Origin of the sequence: Loktanella sp. IMCC34160 (assembly GCF_004145845.1) — a bacterium.
Lineage (GTDB): Bacteria > Pseudomonadota > Alphaproteobacteria > Rhodobacterales > Rhodobacteraceae > SELP01.
Genome location: NZ_SELP01000004.1, coordinates 212,518 through 230,693, shown reverse-complemented (window position 1 = coordinate 230,693; position 18,176 = coordinate 212,518). Strand labels below are relative to the sequence as shown.

The window sequence follows — 18,176 nt, the reverse complement described above, 5'->3', positions numbered from 1 at the left end:
TCAGCGGCCCAGTGCGCGGGCGAACCAACCTTTCTTCTTGGTGTCTTCGTCTGTCTCTTCGGCGGGTTCGTCTTCGGACGGGCCTTCGACCGCCGCCTGGAACCGTTCAAAGAATTCGTCGGCCAGCTTGCGGGCCACCCCGTCGATGATCCGGCTGCCAAGCTGGGCCAGCTTGCCACCGACCCGTGCCTCGACCGCATAGGTCAGAAGGGTGCCGCCCGCTTCGGGTGTCAGCCCAACCTTGGCGCCGCCCTTGGCAAATCCGGCGGCCCCGCCCTTGCCCTCGCCCGAGATGGTGCAGCTTTGGCCCGGAACGATGTCCGACAGGGTCACGGCACCTTTGAAGGTCGCCTTGACCGGGCCGATCTTCTGGGTCACCACCGCCTCGAACCCGTCTTCGACGCTGCCCGTCAACTCCTGACAGCCGGGGATGCATTCCTTCAGAACCTCCGGGTCCAAAAGGGCCGCCCAGACGATCTCTGGCGCGGCGGATATCTGCCTTGTGTCGTTCAGCTCCACGGTCTTCTCCCTATTCGTTGGCAACAGGCTAGGGGATTCGGGGCGCGTCTGGCTATTCGACCAATGGCCTAGTCCGCCCTTCGACCAATGTGCCGTTGGCCTTGGCGCGGAACCTGCCTAGACTTGCCCAAAGAAGACAAAAGGGGAGGACCAGCGCATGGTGACCGGACCGGCCACGGCGGGATTCAGTTCCGCCCTGATCATCGACGATCACCCGCTGTTCTGCGATGCGCTGGCGATGACGCTTCCGGCGGTGGCGGGGATAGGACGGGTGGACACGGCGGTGACGCTAGAGGCCGCGCTAACCGTCCTGTCGGACACTCCGCTGCCGGATGTGATCGTGCTGGACCTGAACCTGCCCGACGTCAGCGGGCTGGACGGGCTGGTACGGCTGCGCAACGCGGTCGATGGCCGCCCGATCCTCGTGGTGTCCTCCATGGCCGACCATCGGATGATCGGCGCGGCGATCCGGGCGGGGGCCGCGGGGTTCGTGCCCAAGCATTCCCAGCGCGATGTCTTTCGCGCCGCGTTCGAGGCGCTGGCCGGCGGGCGGCAATTCGTCCCCGAAGGCGTGCCCCTGACCGGCGGCACGGACGCGCCGGCCTCCGATCAGGAGGACGCGGTGCAGCGCCTGTCCCTGCTGACCCGGCAACAGGCGCGCATTCTGCAACTGCTGTGCGAAGGCAAGCTGAACAAGCAAATCGCCTTTGACCTGTCGATCGCGGAAACCACGGTCAAGGCCCATGTCACCGCGATCATGCGCAAGCTGGGGGTGCAAAGCCGGACCCAGGCAGTTCTTCTGGCACGCGAGGCGAGTTTTGCCAGCGTCCTTCAGGATGACGGCGGGCCATGACCTCGGCCACGGACCCTCAGATCCTTCGTCAGGCGCAGGTCGCAGCGCATGACCCGGACCCCGTCGGCGCGCTGTCGCAGGGGCTGGGCAACGGGCCTTTTGCGCTGGTCGCGCTGTTTGTCAGCCCCGAGGCCGATTTTCACGCGGTGAGCCGCGCGGCCTGGGACCTTTGGGGCGGGATGGACACCACGGTCATCGGCTGCACGACGGCGGGCGAAATCGGGGCGGAGGGATATGCCGAAGGGACGATCCTTGCGCTTGGCCTGCCGCGCGCCCATTTCGCCACCCTGCCTGTCGTGATCGAAGACCTGTCCGGGATCGACCCGCAGGATATCGTCGCCGGGATGATCCGCCGCCGCGCCCGGCTAACCGCCGAGGAACCGCTGTGGCGCCACGAGTTTGCCTTTCTCATGATCGACGGCCTGTCAGTGCGGGAAGATGCGCTTGTCTCGGCCCTGTCCGGGGGGCTTGGTCCGGTCCCCCTGTTCGGCGGTTCGGCGGGGGACGGCGACCGGTTCGGGGAAACCTTCGTGTCCATCAATGGCGCGGTTCTGACAAACGCGGCGGTCCTGTGCCTTGTGCGCAGCGATTGCCCGGTCAAGGTGTTCAGCCTTGACCACCTGCGGCCCACCGACACGCGGATGGTCGTGACCCGCGCCGACCCGGCCCGCCGGATCGTGCAGGAAATCAACGCCGAACCGGCCGCCCGCGAATATGCCCGCCTGCTGGGGAAAGACCCAGAACAGCTGTCGGCCTTCACCTTTGCCGCCCATCCCGTCGTGGTCCGCTTTGGCGGCGAACATCACGTCCGGTCGATCCAGCGGGTTCTGGAAAACGGCGATCTGGTCTTCTATTCGGCCATCGACGAAGGTCTGGTCCTGACCCTTGCCGAACCCGACGACATGCCCGACCACCTGTCCCGCGAAATGGCCGCCCTGTCCAAGGGTGGCACCAGGCCCGAAGCGATCTGGGCCTGCGACTGCATCCTGCGCCGGATCGAGGCAGAACAGAAGCAGCAGGGCGCGGCGCTGTCGGCGATCATGGCGCAGCACCGGGTCGTCGGGTTTTCCACCTATGGCGAACAGGTCGGCGGGATGCATGTGAACCAGACTATGACCGGCGTCGCGATCTACCCGCCCGACGGCCCCGAGGTCTGACAGATGCCCGCCCGCGACCTGATCAACCCGTCGGACCCGCCAGAGCGTCAGATCGACAAGCTTTTGACGATCTGTTCCGCGCTCATGACCCGGATCGAACGCGGGTCGGATGATGCGGGGGCCGCCTATGCGCAGTTCCAGCGTGCCGTCCTGCTGGAAGATCAGGTTCGGCAGCGGACCCGCGATCTTGAACAGGCGCTTGGCCTGTTGAATGCGTCGAACGCCCAGCTTGCCCTTGCCAGCGCCGAGGCCGAACGCGCCCGGTCCGATCTGGCCGAGGCGATCGAGACCCTGCGCGAGGGGTTTGCCTTGTTTGGCCCGGACGGGGCGCTGGTCCTGTGCAACAGCCGCTTTGGACAGGGGATGCCTGACCTGCGGCCGCACCTTCTGCCGGGTCTGCATTTCGACCGCTACATCGACCTTGCAAGTCAAAGCCCGGCCCTTGCCTTGCCGGACGGGCAGACCCCGGCAAGCTGGGCCGCGAGCCGCAAGGCCCGCCAGTCGGACGATCATGTCGTCTTTAACGTGGCCCTGACCGGCGACCGCTGGATGCAGGTCAGCCAGCACCGGACAGAGGACGGGCGCACAGTCATCATTCAAACGGATGTTTCCGACATCATCCGCATGGAACGGCTGGAACGCAGCCGGGAACTTGACGATCAGGCCCGGATGGTCCGGGTGACGCTTGACCACATCAACGAGGGCGTGGGCATCTTCGACACCGGCGCCCGCCTGCTGGGGTTCAACGCGCGGCTGGATGAATATCTGGCCGTCGGCCTGCGGATCGGATCGGGGGTCGAGCGGATGCTGTCCGCCCTGCCGCCCGAGGATGCCGAAGCCTGTCTGGGCTGGATTGCAGAGGGGGCCGGGCGCGGGCCGCTGCGGCTGGAATTCAGGCGCGGCGCATCGCGGGTCTTTGCCCTGTTCGCGCGGGAAATCCCCGATCAGGGATTCGTCGTGTCCCTGACCGACGTCACCACCGAACGCGAGGCGGCGCGCGCCCTGTCGGACGCCAACGAGCGGCTTGAGGAACGGGTCACCGAACGGACGCTGGAACTCGAAGATGCGCTTGGCGTGGCCGAACGGGCCATCGCGACCCGGTCCCGGTTCGTGGCTGCGGCCAGCCATGACCTGTTGCAGCCACTGTCTGCCGCCAAGCTTTATCTTTCCTCGCTTCAGGCGGATCTGACTGGCAGCCCGCAGGCCGGGGTTCTGGGAAAGGCCCAAAACGCGCTGGACAGCGTCACCGGCATGATCGAGGCACTGCTGGACATTTCCCGGCTCGAGGCGGGGCGGGCCGCCGTCGACCTGGCCGAGATCGACCTGGGCGCGCTTCTGCGCCAGCTGGCCGACGAATTCGCCCCCGCCGCCGCCCGCAAGGGGCTGGACCTGCGGATCGTTCCCACCTCGGTGCAGGTTCGGTCCGACCCGACCTATTGCCGGCGCATCCTGCAAAACCTTCTGTCCAACGCGATCCGCTACACACCATCGGGAAAGGTGGTCGTCGGGGTGCGTCGGCAGCGGGCGACCGTCCGGGTCGAGGTATGGGATACCGGCCCCGGCATCGCCGCCGAGGATCAGGAAGCGATGTTTCAGGAATTCAAACGCGGCACGGGTCAGGGCGCGACCGAGGGCCTTGGGCTAGGGCTTGCCATCGTGGACCGGGCCTGCGCGACGCTGGGCCATCCCCTGTCGATGGACTCGACGCCCGGCCATGGCACCGCGTTCCGCGTGACCATGCCGGTGGTCAAGGGCGCGGGCCGCCGCGCAAGCGACACCGCCGCACGCGCCCCGAACAACCGCTGGCGCCACGACGGGCTGGTGGTCTTGCTTATTGAAAACGACCCGGACATGCGCCGGGCATTGGCCCTTTTGCTGGAAAAATGGCACGCGCAGGTTCTCGATGTCGCCTCTGGCGCCGAGGCTAAGGCCCTGATGGAGGAAATCGACCTGATCCCGGACGCGATGCTGGTCGACTACAAGCTGGCCGGAGAGGAGCGGGGCACCGACACCATCCGCGATCTTCGCGCCGCGGCGGGCCCGATCCCGGCAAGGATCATCACCGCGCGGCGCACGGCCGAGGTGCAGGCCGCCGCCGAAGCGGTCGGGGTCGGCATCCTGACCAAGCCGATCACGCCGGTCGATCTGCATCTGTTTCTGGAAACCGCCGGAATCAGCCGCCGCTAGGCCCCGGGCTTCGAAAACCGCCCTGAACCCGTCGCGTTCCGACTTGCGCCGACTCGGGCCAAGGACTAGGGAGGGCGCACTTCGGTCCGGGCCAGCCCGGATAAAAGGGAACGTGGTGCGGGATTTTCCCAATTCCACGACTGCCCCCGCAACTGTAGGCGGAGAGCGAAGCCGATAAAGACCACTGGGGCACCAACCCTGGGAAGGTTCGGCCAAGCGCAGACCCGCAAGTCAGGAGACCTGCCGAGGTGATCACCCTGTCCGGGCGCGGGGCGCGCCAAGGACAACGGACCTTTCCGTAGTGGTGGCATTTCACCGTCTGCGGCAGGGTCAATCCCTCCGACGACATTGCATTTGCACGACCCGTGCCGGGAATACCGGCGCGTCACGAGGGACAAAGACCCATGAAGACCACCGTCACGGCGACCGCGCTCGCCACCCTTCTCACCACTCCGGCACTTGCCCAAGACGTCGAATTCTTCGCGCTTGATGAAATCGTGTTCTCGGCCAACCTGTTTCCGGTCAGCGCCGACCGCACCGGCGCCCGCGTCGACGTGATCGGCGAAGACGATCTTGAAGGCAGCGAAGGCGCCCGCCTGTCCGACGTGCTGGACACCCGTCCCGGCATTTCGATCACCACCGCCGGGCCAATCGGCGGCGAGGCAAAGCTGCGCCTGCGCGGGCTCGATGCCAAATACGTCCCCGTCTACATCAACGGGATCGACATGACCGACCCGTCGCTGACCCAAAGCTACTTCAACTTCGGCACCCTGACCGGCGCGGGCCTGTCGCGGGTCGAGGTTCTGACCGGATCGCAATCCGCCCTTTACGGGTCCGAGGCGATCGGCGGCGTGATCTCCATCGAAACCGCGTCTGCCCCCGAAGAAATCGGCGCCGAGGGCAAGGCCGAGATCGAGGCGGGCAGCTATGAGACCTACCGCGCCAGCCTGTCCTACGGCATCCGCACCGACCGCAGCACCTTTGCGGTTTCCGCCAGCCGGATCACGTCCGAGGGTTTCTCGGCCGCAAACGAAGCCGACGGCAACACCGAGGCCGACGGGCATGACGCCACGATGATCACGCTCAAGGGCACCTACCAACTGACCGATACCGTCGAAATCGGGGGCAGCCTGTTCTACTCCGACAGCCGGACCGAACAGGACGGCTATGCCTCGACCTTCCCCTGGGCCTTCGGCGACACCGACGACTACGATCAGGTCCGGACCGTCGGCGCGCGGGCCTTCGCCACGGTCGAGGCTTTTGGCATCGACAACGAATTCGCGGTCAGCCGCACCATGATCGACCGTGAGTATCCGCTGAGCAGCTACAACACCCGGTTCGACGGCGACCGGACCGAATATAGCTACAAGGGCACCGCCGAGATCGGCGAAGATGCGACGCTGGTGTTCGGGCTGCAAAGCTCGACCGAAGGGTTTGTCAGCGACACCGACAGCGGCGAACACCGCATCAATTCCGTCTTTGCGGACTACTCGCGCGCGTTGACCGGCGATCTCGATCTTGCCGTGTCGCTGCGCCATGACGACCATTCCGAATTCGGCGGCGCCACAACCGGCCGCGCAGCACTTGCGTGGCGTCCGTCCGAAGGCACGGTTGTCCGCGCCAGCGTCGGCACCGGGTTCCGCGCTCCGTCGCTTTATGAACTCTACTCGACCTTCTACGGCAACCCGGCGCTGGAACCCGAAACCAGCCAAAGCGCCGAACTGGGAGTCGAGCATGATTTCGGCAATGGCCTGACCGTGCAGGGCACCGTTTTTGCCAGCGAGATCACCGACCTGATCGCCTGGACCGACGGTGGCACGCCTTGGCCGACCACCGATGACGACATGTATTATCAGGTGCCGGGCACGTCGCGCATTCAGGGCATCGAACTGTCTGCCGATTATGACATGGGCAACGGCACAACCCTGTTCGGCAACTACACCCGCACCATCGCCACCGATGGCGCAGGCGACAGACTGGTCCGGGTTCCGGGCCACGATCTGACACTTGGCGTCAAGGCCGAGTTCGGGATGGGCATTGCCGGCGGGCTGACCCTGCAGCGGGTCATGGACCGTCTGGACGTGTCGGGGCCGATGCCCGACTACACCCTTGTGAACGCGGCGTTCAGCTATGACCTCAACGACCGGACCGAGGTTCGCGTTCGCGTCGATAACCTGCTGGATACCGATTACGAAAGCGTGGACGGCTACGGCACCAGCGGAAGGGCGATCTATGTCGGTCTTGCGACCATATTCTAAGCCCGCATTCGCGGCGGTCTTGGCGGCGGCGGTTTCCACCGCCGCCCCCCTTTCCGCGCAGGACATCGACCCGCCCGCGCGGGTGGTGTCGATGAACCTGTGCACCGACCAACTGGCCATGCTGCTGGCCGCCCCCGGTCAGCTTCTGTCTGTCAGCTATGTTGCGCTTGACCCCCTGTCGTCAGCCATGGCGGACGAAGCGCAGGACTACGTCATCAATCATGGCGGGGCAGAGGAGATCTACCTGCTCCAACCCGATCTGGTTTTGGCCTTCGAATGGTCGGACCCGATCGCCATTTCGATGCTGCGGCGGCTGGGAATCCGCGTCGAACAGGTGCCCAACGCCTATTCACTGGCCGATATCGGCCCGAATATCCGGCTCGTGGGCGGGCTTCTGGGTCGCGCGGCAGAGGCCGAGGCGATGGCCACGGCCTATGAATCCCGGCTCGCCGAATTGACGACCCCGGATGAAACCGGCCCGCGCGCGGCCTTTTACGGGGCCAACGGCGTGTCCTCTGGCACATGGTCGATGTCGCACCAACTTGTGACCGCTGCCGGGTTCCACCATATCGCCGACGAGCTTCAGATCACCGCCGCCGGGCAACTGCCCTTGGAAATGTTGGTTCTGGCCGATCCCGATATCGTCTTTTCCCCCGAACTTTACGCAGGCGCGAGCCAGGCCGAATCCATCCTTGACCACCCGGCCTACCGCGCCGTGGCAAAGGATGCCGGGGCCTTTACCACCTCGGCCACCTGGGATTGCGGCACGCCCCTTGTGATCGAGGCACTGGAAGACCTGCACGCCGCCCGCGACCGCATCTTGCAAGAGGAGACCGCCGAATGAGTTTTCGCGGCTTGATGATCCTTCTGACCGCCCTTTGCGCGGTCCTGTTCGCGGCATCGCTTCTGATCGGCCCTGCGGGGTTTGGCATTGGCGAAAGCCTGTCTGCCCTGTTTGGCGGACAAGGCGATGCGATCACTCTGGTGATGCAGGAAATCCGCCTGCCCCGCGCCCTTCTGGGGGTCATGGTCGGGGTCAGCCTTGGCATGTCGGGGGCGGCCTTGCAGGGGTATCTGCGCAACCCGCTCGCCGAACCGGGGCTGATCGGCGTGTCATCCTCGGCCGCGTTGGGGGCGGTGATCGCCATGCAGACCGGCTTTGCCAAGACCGTCGCCTTTACCCTTCCGATCCTCGGGATCACCACGGAACTGACCATGGGCCTGCCGCTGGCGGGTCTGGCCGGCGCGGTGGTGTCGGTCCTGCTGATCCTGTTCTTGTCCGGGCCGCGTGGCAATTCCCTGACGCTGATCCTTGCCGGGATCGCGATCAGCGCCCTTGCCGGGGCCCTGACCTCGCTGGTGCTGAACCTGTCGCCCAACCCCTACGCGATCTATGAAATCGTGTTCTGGATGATGGGGTCGCTGGCCAACCGATCGTTCAGCCATGTCTGGATCGCCCTGCCCTTCATGGCCGTGGGCTGGGTCATGCTGGCCCGGCTGGGCCGCGGACTGGACGCGCTGACCCTTGGCGAAGACGCGGCAGAGGCCTTGGGCATCCGCCTGACCCGGTTGCGTCTGACCATGGTGATCGGGGTCGCGGCCTGTGTCGGCGCGGCCACCGCCGTGTCCGGGGCCATCGGCTTTGTCGGGCTGGTGGTGCCGCATATCCTGCGGCCACTGGTTCAGGCGCGGCCCTCGGCGCTCTTGTGGGCCTCGGCCCTTGGCGGGGCGGCGATGGTGCTGGCGGCGGATGTCTTTGTCCGGGTGATCCTTCCGGAACAGGACCTGAAGCTTGGGGTTCTGATGGCCTTGATCGGTGCGCCCCTGTTCCTGCACCTTCTATACAAGACGCGGAGGGCCATGGCATGAGCCGCCTGAACGTTCAGAACCTTACCGTCCGGCGCGGGCAATGCCCTGTGGTGGACAATGTCAGCCTGTCCGTCGGCGCGGGCGAGGTGGTTGGCCTGATCGGCCCCAATGGCGCGGGCAAGACCACGCTGTTGCGGGCGATCCTGTCGCTGCTGCCATTCGAAGGCACATCATCGCTTGCCGCGCTCGACCCTCGGGCGCGGGCGCGAGCGGCGGCATGGATGCCGCAGGCGCGTGAAATCGCCTGGCCGGTGCCGGTCGAAACGCTGGTGATGCTGGGCCGGGTGCCGCACCTTGCAGGCGGCGCCAAACCGTCCGAGGCGGACCACGCGGCTGTCGCGTCGGCCATCGCGGCGATGCACCTTGCGGGCTTTGAAACCCGCCCGGCCACGGAACTGTCGGGCGGCGAACAGGCCCGCGTGCTGATTGCCCGCGTGCTGGCACAGGACACGCCACTGATCCTTGCGGACGAACCTATCGCGGGCCTCGACCCGGCCCATCAGATCAGCACGATGGAGGTTTTCCGGCGTGAGGCTGCGGCGGGCAAAACCGTCATTGCCTCGATCCACGATCTGGGGTTGGCGGCGCGGCATTGCACCCGGCTGATCCTGATGGACAAGGGCAAACTGGTCGCTGACGGCACCCCCGAAGAGGTGCTGACCGCCGACAATATGGCCCGCGTGTTCCGGATCAACGCGCATTTGTCCTCTGATGCATCGGGGCTTCTGTTCCAGCCTCTCAGCGTTCTGGCATGACCTACGCGCCGGACCGCATCGTCTGCCTGACCGAAGAAACGGTCGAAACCCTTTACCTTCTGGGGGAAGAGGACCGGATCGTCGGGGTATCGGGCTATGCGGTGCGTCCGGCGCGAGTGCGCAAGGAAAAGCCGCGTGTCGGGGCCTTTACCAGCGCGGATGTGCCAAAGATCCTGTCACTGAAGCCCGATCTTGTCCTGACCTTCAGCGACCTACAGGCCGATATCGCCGCCGATCTGATCCGGGCGGGCGTGCAGGTTCACGCCTTCAACCAGCGCGATGTCGCGGGCATCCTGCGGATGATCCGCACCCTTGGCGCGCTGGTCGGCTGCCCGGACAAGGCCGAACAATTGGCGCGGGAGTTTGAGGCGCGGATCGCCCGGCTGCGGGCCACGCCGCGCCCGTCGTCACCGCGCGTCTATTTCGAGGAATGGGACGATCCGGCGATCACCGGTATCGGCTGGGTCTCCGAACTGATCGAGATCGCGGGCGGGACCGACTGTTTCGCCTACCTGCGCCGCGAACAGGCGGCGAAGGACAGGATCATCCCGCATGATCTGGTCATCCCCGCCGCGCCCGACGTGATCATCGCCAGTTGGTGCGGCAAGAAGGTGCGCCCGGAAAAGATTGCCGCGCGACCCGGTTGGGATGCCATCCCTGCGGTGGCGTCCGGGCGGATTGTCGAGATCAAATCGCCGCTGATCCTGCAACCGGGACCGGCGGCCCTGACGGACGGGCTGGATGCCATTGTCGCCGCCCTTTGGGGTGACGCGGCAGAGAGAAGGGAAAGCGCATGAGCGGACTGGCGGATATCCTTGCCAAAGGCGGGCTGGCGATCTGGGTGATCGGCCTTTTGTCGGTGCTGACCGTGGCGCTGATCCTTTGGAAGCTGTGGCGGCTGTGGCTGGCGGGCACATGGTCGGGTGGGGCCGCGACCAATCAGGCGATTGATGCCTGGGAAACCGGCGACACCTCCGCCGCGCTGACGCTGTTGCGGGGGCGTGCCTCGCTTCGGGCACGGCTGGGCCATGCGGCCATGTCCGCGCAACTGTCGGACAGCTTTGACGAGGCCGAGGCGCGCGAGGAAACCACCCGGGTCGCCAAACGCCTTCTGGCAGAGGCGCGGCGCGGATTGCGGGCGCTGGACCTGATCGCCACCATCGCCCCGCTTCTCGGCCTTCTGGGCACGGTCATGGGCATGATCTCGGCCTTTCAGGCGCTGCAGGTCGCGGGCACCAGCGCCGATCCGGCCACCCTTGCCGGCGGCATCTGGGAGGCCCTGTTGACCACCGCCGCCGGGATGGCCGTGGCGATCCCCGCCTCGATGGCGCATGTCTGGTTCGAGGCGCAGGTCGACCGCGTTCAGGCCGATATGGAAGACGCCGCGACCCGTATCTTTACCCGCGCGCCGGTGTCCGCAGCGGGATGAGCTTTGCCTTCGGCATAACCCGGCCCAGACGCCGCCCCAGCCTCACGCCGATGATCGACGTGGTGTTCCTGCTGTTGGTGTTCTTCATGCTGGTGGCGCGGTTCGGGCAGGATGGGGCACTGGCCCTGTCGCTGCCGGCCGCAGCCGACAGCGCCGCCTATTCCGGCCCGCCACGGCTTGTGGATATTGGCCCGGACGGGCTGCGCCTGAACGGCATCGCGGTCGGCGCAGAGGCGCTGACTGACGAATTGGCCGCGCTGACCGAGGCACCGACCGACACCATCGTCCTGCGGGCCGTGGAGGGCGCAAGCCTGCAACGGTTGGTGACGGTGATGCAGGCCCTGCGGGACGCGGGGTTCACCGCGCTGGCGCTGGTCGAATGATGGATTTCGCCCCCATCCGCCCCGCACGGCCCCGCGCCGAAAGCATCGTTCCGATGATCAACGTGGTGTTCCTGCTGCAAATCTTCTTTCTGATGACCGCGCAGATCGCCCCGCCCGATCCGGTGGACGTAACCCCGCCCGAGGCATCGGCAGAGGCGGCAGTGAGGCAGCCCGGCATCCTGTTCATCGGGCCGGACGGCACCCCCTATTTCAACGGTGCGATTGGCGATGCGGCCCTTGCCGCGCTGGAGGGACGGGACGACGCGCCCCTGCCGATCCGCGCCGACGCCGCCCTGCCCGCCGCCGATCTTGCCGCGCTTCTGCCCCGGCTGGCCGCCGCGGGCGTGTCGCAAATCGACCTGTTGACGGTGCAGCCATGAAGCGGTTGATCGAATTGGGATTGTTTCTGGGACTGTCGTCGGGACTGCACGCGGCGGCAATGATGACCCTGCCCGATCTTGGGGCCGAAGCCGCCGGCGCGGGCGGGGCCGACCGGCTGACGGTGGAATCGGCCAGCGCCTCGGTCGCAGCACTTGTGCAGGACTGGACCGCCCCGCCCGAGGTGTTCCTTCCCGACGCCCCCGCCATGCCGCAGGTCGCGCCGCTGGATATCGTCGCCCAAGTTCCTGACCACATGCCGACGCCGACGGCGGTACCGGCCCTGCCGGACGTCGCAACCATCGACAGCGCGCCCGTCGCCCCGCCGACCCCGGCCCGGCCGATCGAGGTGCCGACTGCCGCGCCCGCCGGGCTGGCCCTGCCGATGATCGACGACAGCGCCGCGCGCCGGTCGGACAGCCCGGACCGCCCGCCGGAATTTTCGCCCCCACAGATGCCCGCGCCGCTTTCCCCGGTCGAGGAATTCGCCGCGCCGGACAATCCCGAACCGCCGATGTCCGACCTTGCCGTCGCCACCTCTCCCCGGCCCGAGGCCCGGCCGAACCGACCTGCCCCATCGGCCCCGTCGGTCCCGCAACGCGAACAGCGCGCGCAGGGCAACGGTGGCGGCGAGGCGCAGGGGAATGCGCAATCGCAACCCGCTGCCGCGACACTATCCGCCAGCGAGCGGCGCAGCCTGATCGGCAATTGGGGCGGGCAGATCCAGAATCGCGTCGCCCGCAATCAGCCCCGTGTCCGGGGCAGTGGCGTTGTCACGGTCGCGCTTCGGATTGGACGCGACGGCGGGCTCTTGGGGGTTTCGGTCGCGCAATCTTCTGGCAACCCCGCGCTGGACGATGCCGCCCTGACCGCCGTGCGCCGTGCGGGTCGCTTTCCGGCGGCGCCAGCGGGGCTGACCGACCCGTCCTACGGGTTCACGATTCCGATCCGGTTCCGTTAGCCCGGGCCTGAACCGAGTTACCCAGAAATCCGCGCCCGTCCCGCACAAGCGCGGCCCCGGCGCGTTTCACCAGATCGCCATGCCCCCGGTCCATCGCATGATCGACCAAGCCGTTCACATACCACGGCAAGGCGCGGCGGGCGCGATACATCCGGTAAAAGGCGGCTTCGTCCAGATCACCCCGCACCGCCATCTGCACCAGCGGTTTCAGCAGGTTCGCGCGGCGCAGGAACAGGGCCGATTTGTGATTGGCATACCATGCCTTCAGGTGGACGATGTTCGGCCCCTGATACTGCTGCCCGTGCAGGCGGTCCGGTTCGAACAGAGGATCATAGAGGACATAGACCTTGCCCGCCTTGTCCAGCTCCTCGGTCGCATTGCGATAGCGGCCCGACCAGTCCTGCGCCCGGCCGGATTTGAACCGCTCTTCCCAAGGCACCAGCGCCTTGTCCAGCGTGTATTGCGGGGAAAAGGCCAGAACCGTGCAGCCGGGGATGAGGCGGGCAAAGGCCGTGGCCGCATAGCCGCCCATCGAGGTGCCGGTCAGCGCAACCCTTTTGAAACGCTTGAAGAAACCGGACCGGGCAAGGTTTTCCATGAAGTTGAACAGCCCTTCGTCGCGATACCAGTTCTTGGCGAAACTCATCACGCCAAGATGCGACCAGCCTTCAGAGCGGTAAAAACTGTAGCCCCAGCTTTCCCGTGACAGGGCGGTATCCTTCACGTTCGACAGGTTGTCGAAGGAAATGATCAGCTGTAGCGGATCGCGGGCGGCGAAATGGGCGGCGAAGTTCTCGTCCGACTGGTAGAACCCCCGGCGGTGTTCGGACCGGCGCAGATCGGCCAGCCATTGCGGGGCCGCGTCCTCTGGCCCGACCGGTTCGGTCAGCCCGTCGTCATCCTCGGTCTCCTCGGCCTTCGGGTCCGGCAGCGTCGCGGCAAGAAGGCGGGCGGCCAGCGCCTCGTCCGCCTCGGCCAGTTCGCCAAGGGCGTCGGCGATCCGGTCGCGGTGCAGGGCAACACAGGCGTCATGCGCCCGCGCAACGGGTTTGTGATCCTTGCGGATCGCCCGAACCTCGCGCCGCAGGGCGCCGACCATGGGTTTCAAGCTGGTCTCTTCGACCTCGTTCGAATTGAAGGCGTCAAAGTCTGACGGGTCCGGCCCGTCCTCTTCGGCCCGGTCCATCATCCGGGCGATGAACGTCTGGCTGTCGCGGATCGCATAGCGGTTCATCTGGCACAGGTCATAGCCAACCGTCGCCTCGGACGCGGCCCAGCCTTTATCCAGGAAGTGCCGGGTGATATCCTTGCCCGATCCGTTCAGCCAGCGGGGTGGGGTTTCGGCGGCGATCAGGTCAGGTGGCAGGATCGGTCGATGGACACCGGGGCGCTGCGCGACAGCGGGCCGGAACAGCGTGCGCAGGGCATAGTGGCGGGCAGTCGGTGGCGGGGACATTGGCGCGGCGCGGGTGAAGGTCTGCGTGACCAAACGGTCGTCAAAAGCTGCCTCGCCCCCATTGCCAAAGACCCGCCATGTGGCTGAGATCAGATCGGCCGGACCGGCAGCGGTCAGAAGATCCTCCAGCCGCCCCTCGCCCGCGTGGACGGTAAGGAATTCACAGGTATCGGCGACCAGCACCCATTCGGCCCCGGTGATCGCCTCCATCGTCCAGGCACGGCGAAAGGCCCGCGCCTGCGGATCATCGGGAAGCCCTGCCATCCGGTGCGCGTTGGGCACATGGTGGATCAGCCCGGCAGCCTGCATGGCATCACAAAGGGCCGCAGACCCATCTTCCGGCCCGTGGGTGAACAGGACGATGGTGTCAAAGCCGATCATCCGGTGGTAGGCGACCCACTCCAGAAGAAAGGGGCCGTCGCCAGCCGTGCTTGCCACGATGGCCCGTGATCCTGTCATGCTCTGCGCCTCACCATGTTACCCATACCCAATCGCCACCACTTTCCGTCCGCGCGCATCCCTCAGGTGACCCGCGACCGGGTCTGGTATTTCGGATCTTTCCACGCCTCTGTGTCCAGCACATCGGCCATGATCTTTGCCGCGGCTATCACATCGCCTTCGTCGATATACAGAGGGGTGAAGCCGAACCGCATGATATCAGGCGCCCGGAAGTCGCCGATCACGCCCCGGTCGATCAGGGCCTGCATCGCGGCATAGCCGTTTTCGAAAGCAAAGGATACCTGGCTGCCCCGCTGCGTGGCATCGCGGGGCGAGGCAAGGGTCAGCGTGGGGCAACGCGCCTCGACCTCGGCGATGAACAGGTCGCCCAGCCGCATCGACGCCGCCCGCAGGTCGCCCATATCCACCCCGTCCCAGACCGTCAGCGCCTCTTGCAGGACCGACAATTGCAGGATCGGCGGGGTGCCGACGCGCAGCCGCTCGGTCGACATGGCCGGGCGATAGCCCAGTTCCATCGCGAAAGGCGCATCATGGCCCAACCAGCCGGACAGGGCCGGGTCGATCCCATCGACGATATCGGGACGGGCATAGATGAAGGCGGGCGCACCCGGCCCGCCATTCAGGTATTTGTAGCTGCAGCCCACCGCGAATTCGGCCCCCGACCCGGCGATATCAAGGTCCAGCGCCCCGGCGGAATGGGCAAGATCCCAGATCATCACCGCACCCGCCGCATGGGCCGCTTCGGTGATCGCCATCATGTCGTGCATCCGGCCCGACCGGTAATCGACATGGGTCAGCATCACCACGGCGACATCTTCGGTAATGGCGGCGGCGACATCCTCGGGCGCGGGGGTGCGCAGCGCGTACCCCTTGCCGATGGTCCCGATCAACCCCTGCGCCATGTAAAGATCGGTCGGAAAATTGCCATTGTCGGACAGGATGACCCGCCGGTCCGGGCGCATCTTCAAGGCCGCATCCAGCGCCTGATAGACCTTGATCGACAATGTGTCGCCGGTCGCGACCGACCCTTCCGGCGCGCCGATCAGCGCTGCGATCCGGTCGCCCACCACGCGCGGCAGGTCCATCCATCCGGCGCTGTTCCAGGCCCGGATCAACTGCTGGCCCCACTCCTGCCCGATCACCTTTGCCGCGCGGTCCGCGGCGCCACAGGGCAAGACCCCAAGCGAATTGCCATCCAGATAGATGACCCCCTCTGGGATATCGAACAGGTCTTTTCTCGGCAGGGTCACACCCATCTCACAATTCTCCCCGGACATTCCACAATTCGGGGAACAGCTCGACCCCAAGCATCCGGCGCAGGTATTGCACGCCAGAGGTTCCGCCGGTGCCGCGCTTGAACCCGATCACCCGCTCCACCGTGGTGACGTGGTTGAACCGCCAGCGGCGGAAATAGTCTTCAAGGTCCACCAGTTTCTCGCCCAGTTCGTACAGGGTCCAGTAGCGGTCCACGTCGCGGTAGACGGTTGCCCAGGCCTCCTGAATCTCGTCTTGCGCCTCATGCGGGGCGTTCAGCGTCGGGGCGGGCATCCGGTCCAGGCTGCCATAAACCCCCTGAAACAGATAGGCGACGACGTCATCATAGAAACTGGGGCGGGCCAATTCAGCGGCAAGCCAGTCATGCACCTTCGGCACATGGGCATGAGGGCGCAACATGTTGGCGTTGCGGTTGCCCAGAATGAATTCGATCATCCGGTATTGGTAGGATTGGAACCCGGAGGAATTGCCAAGGGTTTCCCGAAACCGCGTGTAATCGGCAGGTGTCATGGTGCGCAGCACGTCCCACGCACTGTTAAGCTGTTCGAAGATGCGGCTGACACGGGCCAGCATCTTGAACATCGCGGGCATCTCCCCGGTCTCAAGCGCCACGCGCGCGGCGGACAGCTCGTGGATCGCCAGTTTCATCCACAGCTCGCTGGTCTGGTGCTGGATGATGAACAGCAATTCATCATGGGCGGGGCTCAGCGGGGCCTGAAGCGACAGGATATCGTCGATCTTCAGGTAGTCGCCATAGGACATCGCCTCGTCAAAGCGCATCTTCGCGCCATCGCTTTCCGGGTCGAATGCCTCTGTGGTCATCGCCGTCTCCCTCGTGCTGGACTTGCCGGTGCCAATCTTGGGCAGCGGGCAGCAAAGCACAACCGGAAAGACGGGGGCTAACGCAGAAGTCCGGCGGCGCGGGAATACCTGTCGACGCAGCGCAGGATGTGCCGTTCGATCAGCGCCTCCGCCCCGGTCGGCATTTCCCCGAACTCCAGTCCGGTAAAGGCTTGCGAGACAAGCGTTTCGGGCAGGGTCAGCCGGGACAGCACGGCCAGCATATCCGCTAAAGCCTGCGCGACAACCGGATCGGACCAATAGTAGCGGATCCGGTCGCTGTAGCTGTAGATCTTCAACAGATCGACCACCTCGGCGCCGCCAGAGTAATAGGCGTTCCAATGGGCGGGCTCGGCGGCCATCCGATCGGTCAGAACCGCGCGGATATCCGGGCCATCATAGTCCGGCAGCTGCGCGGCCAGACCGGCCAGCGCCCAGACCGCCTCGCGAAACCGGAAGGTCAGTTCGGGGCCGACCTTCAGAAAGAAGAAATGCCCGGCGACTAGGTCTGACAGGGCGCCGGTCGATTGGTAGTCCGTCGAATGCGCCTCGAACGTCAGGCCCGGTTCCTGCGTGATGGCATCGCTTAGCGGGCGGGCCTTTTCTGGCACGAACGGGTAGACCGTCGTATGGCCGAAATCGACACCGGGCTGGGTCACGACCGATACGATCCGGCCCCAGGCGTCATCCAGCCCGCGCGCGGCCCAGGCGGCACGGTGCGTCTCGATCGTGTCGCGAAACCGCGGCACCGAAGTGACGTCCAGCGCGTCGGGTTCCTCGGTCTCGCCCCCGGGGATCGGCACCTCGGTCCCGATCACATAGATCAGGCGGGCCGGGTCCGGAGCGTGGGCCTCGGCCACGGCGCAAAGATCGGCGGCGCGTTGTGCGATCTGCTCGAAACTCGGCGGGGCTTCGCCGCCACAGGCCATGCTGGCGTCAAGGTGGATCTTGGTGAACCCAGCCTCGACATAATCCCGGACAAGGGCGCGGGCCTTGTCCATGGCCTTGTCCAGTGGTGCATCCCGCCATGGGTTCGGCCCAAGGTGATCGCCACCCAGGATCAGCTGGCCTTGCGGCACGCCCGCCGCCTCGGCCATCGACCCGACCCAGCCGATAAAGTCGCGCGGGGTCATGCCGGTATAGCCGCCCTCCTGATTGACCTGATTGCAGGTCGCCTCGATCACCGTCGGAACGCCGGCGTGGGCGGCATGGGACAGGATCGCCCGAAGAACATGATCATTGGCCGTGCAATAGCACGGCAGCCCCAGCCGCTCACCCGCCCGGTTGCGGGCAATCAGGTCATGAACTGGGATCATGTCTTCTTCCTTCTTTGGGTCACAAATATCCCGGGGTGAATGGCCCGACCGGGCCAGAGGGGCAGCGCCCCTCCCGCGCGG

Annotated in this window: 17 protein-coding genes and 1 riboswitch; of the genes, 12 read left to right on the top strand and 5 right to left on the bottom strand. The window is 66.1% G+C overall.

Going from position 1 to position 18,176, the window contains the following annotated elements; genetic code table 11:
* Positions 1 to 519, bottom strand: coding sequence for a carbon monoxide dehydrogenase subunit G (locus EU803_RS12265; RefSeq protein WP_129683196.1), 519 nt, complete (start codon positions 517 to 519; stop codon positions 1 to 3).
* Between the two features lie 157 nt (positions 520 to 676).
* Between EU803_RS12265 and EU803_RS12260 the strand changes: the two genes are divergently transcribed.
* The 12 genes from EU803_RS12260 to EU803_RS12205 all read left to right on the top strand — a co-directional run bounded on the left by EU803_RS12260 (position 677) and on the right by EU803_RS12205 (position 12,749).
* On the top strand, positions 677 to 1,372 hold the full coding sequence (locus EU803_RS12260) for a response regulator transcription factor (RefSeq protein WP_129683194.1): 696 nt from the start codon (positions 677 to 679) through the stop codon (positions 1,370 to 1,372).
* Positions 1,369 to 2,529, top strand: a complete 1,161-nt coding sequence (locus EU803_RS12255) for an FIST N-terminal domain-containing protein (RefSeq protein WP_129683193.1) — start codon at positions 1,369 to 1,371, stop codon at positions 2,527 to 2,529. The genes EU803_RS12260 and EU803_RS12255 overlap by 4 nt, the downstream gene beginning before the upstream one ends.
* A gap of 3 nt (positions 2,530 to 2,532) precedes the next feature.
* Entirely contained in the window at positions 2,533 to 4,716 is a 2,184-nt protein-coding gene (locus tag EU803_RS12250) for an ATP-binding protein (protein WP_129683191.1), read from the top strand.
* Positions 4,717 to 4,781: 65 nt separating this feature from the next.
* Positions 4,782 to 4,979: riboswitch (cobalamin riboswitch) on the top strand.
* 141 nt (positions 4,980 to 5,120) lie between these two features.
* A complete protein-coding gene (locus EU803_RS12245; RefSeq protein ID WP_129683189.1) occupies positions 5,121 to 6,974 on the top strand; it encodes a TonB-dependent receptor in 1,854 nt (617 codons plus the stop codon).
* Complete coding sequence (locus tag EU803_RS12240) at positions 6,949 to 7,818, top strand: ABC transporter substrate-binding protein (protein ID WP_129683187.1); 870 nt, start codon at positions 6,949 to 6,951, stop codon at positions 7,816 to 7,818. The genes EU803_RS12245 and EU803_RS12240 overlap by 26 nt, the downstream gene beginning before the upstream one ends.
* The gene (locus EU803_RS12235; protein ID WP_129683185.1) at positions 7,815 to 8,843 is read left to right on the top strand and encodes an iron ABC transporter permease; all 1,029 of its coding nucleotides are present in this window, start codon (positions 7,815 to 7,817) and stop codon (positions 8,841 to 8,843) included. Before EU803_RS12240 ends, EU803_RS12235 begins: the two co-directional genes overlap by 4 nt.
* Positions 8,840 to 9,598 carry an ABC transporter ATP-binding protein gene (locus EU803_RS12230; protein ID WP_129683184.1) on the top strand — a complete coding sequence of 253 codons (759 nt, stop codon included), beginning with the start codon at positions 8,840 to 8,842 and terminating at the stop codon, positions 9,596 to 9,598. Before EU803_RS12235 ends, EU803_RS12230 begins: the two co-directional genes overlap by 4 nt.
* Positions 9,595 to 10,395 (top strand): cobalamin-binding protein, encoded by an 801-nt coding sequence (locus EU803_RS12225; protein WP_129683181.1) that lies wholly within the window; start codon positions 9,595 to 9,597, stop codon positions 10,393 to 10,395. The genes EU803_RS12230 and EU803_RS12225 overlap by 4 nt, the downstream gene beginning before the upstream one ends.
* Positions 10,392 to 11,027, top strand: coding sequence for a MotA/TolQ/ExbB proton channel family protein (locus EU803_RS12220; protein WP_129683179.1), 636 nt, complete (start codon positions 10,392 to 10,394; stop codon positions 11,025 to 11,027). Before EU803_RS12225 ends, EU803_RS12220 begins: the two co-directional genes overlap by 4 nt.
* Positions 11,024 to 11,410 carry a biopolymer transporter ExbD gene (locus EU803_RS12215; protein WP_129683177.1) on the top strand — a complete coding sequence of 129 codons (387 nt, stop codon included), beginning with the start codon at positions 11,024 to 11,026 and terminating at the stop codon, positions 11,408 to 11,410. The genes EU803_RS12220 and EU803_RS12215 overlap by 4 nt, the downstream gene beginning before the upstream one ends.
* Positions 11,410 to 11,790: a biopolymer transporter ExbD gene (locus EU803_RS12210; RefSeq protein WP_129683175.1), complete on the top strand. Its 381-nt coding sequence runs from the start codon at positions 11,410 to 11,412 to the stop codon at positions 11,788 to 11,790. Before EU803_RS12215 ends, EU803_RS12210 begins: the two co-directional genes overlap by 1 nt.
* The gene (locus EU803_RS12205) at positions 11,787 to 12,749 is read left to right on the top strand and encodes an energy transducer TonB (protein ID WP_129683173.1); all 963 of its coding nucleotides are present in this window, start codon (positions 11,787 to 11,789) and stop codon (positions 12,747 to 12,749) included. Before EU803_RS12210 ends, EU803_RS12205 begins: the two co-directional genes overlap by 4 nt.
* Here the strand turns inward: EU803_RS12205 and EU803_RS12200 are convergent.
* The 4 genes from EU803_RS12200 to EU803_RS12185 all read right to left on the bottom strand — a co-directional run bounded on the left by EU803_RS12200 (position 12,724) and on the right by EU803_RS12185 (position 18,095).
* Positions 12,724 to 14,664 carry a glycosyltransferase family 2 protein gene (locus EU803_RS12200; protein WP_129683171.1) on the bottom strand — a complete coding sequence of 647 codons (1,941 nt, stop codon included), beginning with the start codon at positions 14,662 to 14,664 and terminating at the stop codon, positions 12,724 to 12,726. The genes EU803_RS12205 and EU803_RS12200 overlap by 26 nt on opposite strands.
* A gap of 62 nt (positions 14,665 to 14,726) precedes the next feature.
* A complete protein-coding gene (kynU, locus tag EU803_RS12195; protein WP_129683169.1) occupies positions 14,727 to 15,920 on the bottom strand; it encodes a kynureninase in 1,194 nt (397 codons plus the stop codon).
* Position 15,921: 1 nt separating this feature from the next.
* A complete protein-coding gene (locus EU803_RS12190; RefSeq protein WP_129683167.1) occupies positions 15,922 to 16,761 on the bottom strand; it encodes a tryptophan 2,3-dioxygenase family protein in 840 nt (279 codons plus the stop codon).
* 77 nt (positions 16,762 to 16,838) lie between these two features.
* The gene (locus EU803_RS12185) at positions 16,839 to 18,095 is read right to left on the bottom strand and encodes a class II D-tagatose-bisphosphate aldolase, non-catalytic subunit (RefSeq protein WP_129683165.1); all 1,257 of its coding nucleotides are present in this window, start codon (positions 18,093 to 18,095) and stop codon (positions 16,839 to 16,841) included.
* Positions 18,096 to 18,176: the final 81 nt, after the last annotated feature.

Bases quoted from the DNA above. Each gene is read 5' to 3' on its own strand.
- EU803_RS12200 (WP_129683171.1), bottom strand. From the start codon at position 14,664: ATGACAGGATCACGGGCCATCGTGGCAAGCACGGCTGGCGACGGCCCC.
- EU803_RS12260 (WP_129683194.1), top strand. From the start codon at position 677: ATGGTGACCGGACCGGCCACGGCGGGATTCAGTTCCGCCCTGATCATC.
- EU803_RS12230 (WP_129683184.1), top strand. From the start codon at position 8,840: ATGAGCCGCCTGAACGTTCAGAACCTTACCGTCCGGCGCGGGCAATGC.
- EU803_RS12205 (WP_129683173.1), top strand. From the start codon at position 11,787: ATGAAGCGGTTGATCGAATTGGGATTGTTTCTGGGACTGTCGTCGGGA.
- EU803_RS12245 (WP_129683189.1), top strand. From the start codon at position 5,121: ATGAAGACCACCGTCACGGCGACCGCGCTCGCCACCCTTCTCACCACT.
- EU803_RS12235 (WP_129683185.1), top strand. From the start codon at position 7,815: ATGAGTTTTCGCGGCTTGATGATCCTTCTGACCGCCCTTTGCGCGGTC.
- EU803_RS12185 (WP_129683165.1), bottom strand. From the start codon at position 18,095: ATGATCCCAGTTCATGACCTGATTGCCCGCAACCGGGCGGGTGAGCGG.
- EU803_RS12240 (WP_129683187.1), top strand. From the start codon at position 6,949: ATGTCGGTCTTGCGACCATATTCTAAGCCCGCATTCGCGGCGGTCTTG.
- EU803_RS12255 (WP_129683193.1), top strand. From the start codon at position 1,369: ATGACCTCGGCCACGGACCCTCAGATCCTTCGTCAGGCGCAGGTCGCA.
- EU803_RS12210 (WP_129683175.1), top strand. From the start codon at position 11,410: ATGGATTTCGCCCCCATCCGCCCCGCACGGCCCCGCGCCGAAAGCATC.
- EU803_RS12190 (WP_129683167.1), bottom strand. From the start codon at position 16,761: ATGACCACAGAGGCATTCGACCCGGAAAGCGATGGCGCGAAGATGCGC.
- EU803_RS12250 (WP_129683191.1), top strand. From the start codon at position 2,533: ATGCCCGCCCGCGACCTGATCAACCCGTCGGACCCGCCAGAGCGTCAG.
- EU803_RS12225 (WP_129683181.1), top strand. From the start codon at position 9,595: ATGACCTACGCGCCGGACCGCATCGTCTGCCTGACCGAAGAAACGGTC.
- EU803_RS12220 (WP_129683179.1), top strand. From the start codon at position 10,392: ATGAGCGGACTGGCGGATATCCTTGCCAAAGGCGGGCTGGCGATCTGG.
- EU803_RS12215 (WP_129683177.1), top strand. From the start codon at position 11,024: ATGAGCTTTGCCTTCGGCATAACCCGGCCCAGACGCCGCCCCAGCCTC.
- kynU (WP_129683169.1), bottom strand. From the start codon at position 15,920: ATGGGTGTGACCCTGCCGAGAAAAGACCTGTTCGATATCCCAGAGGGG.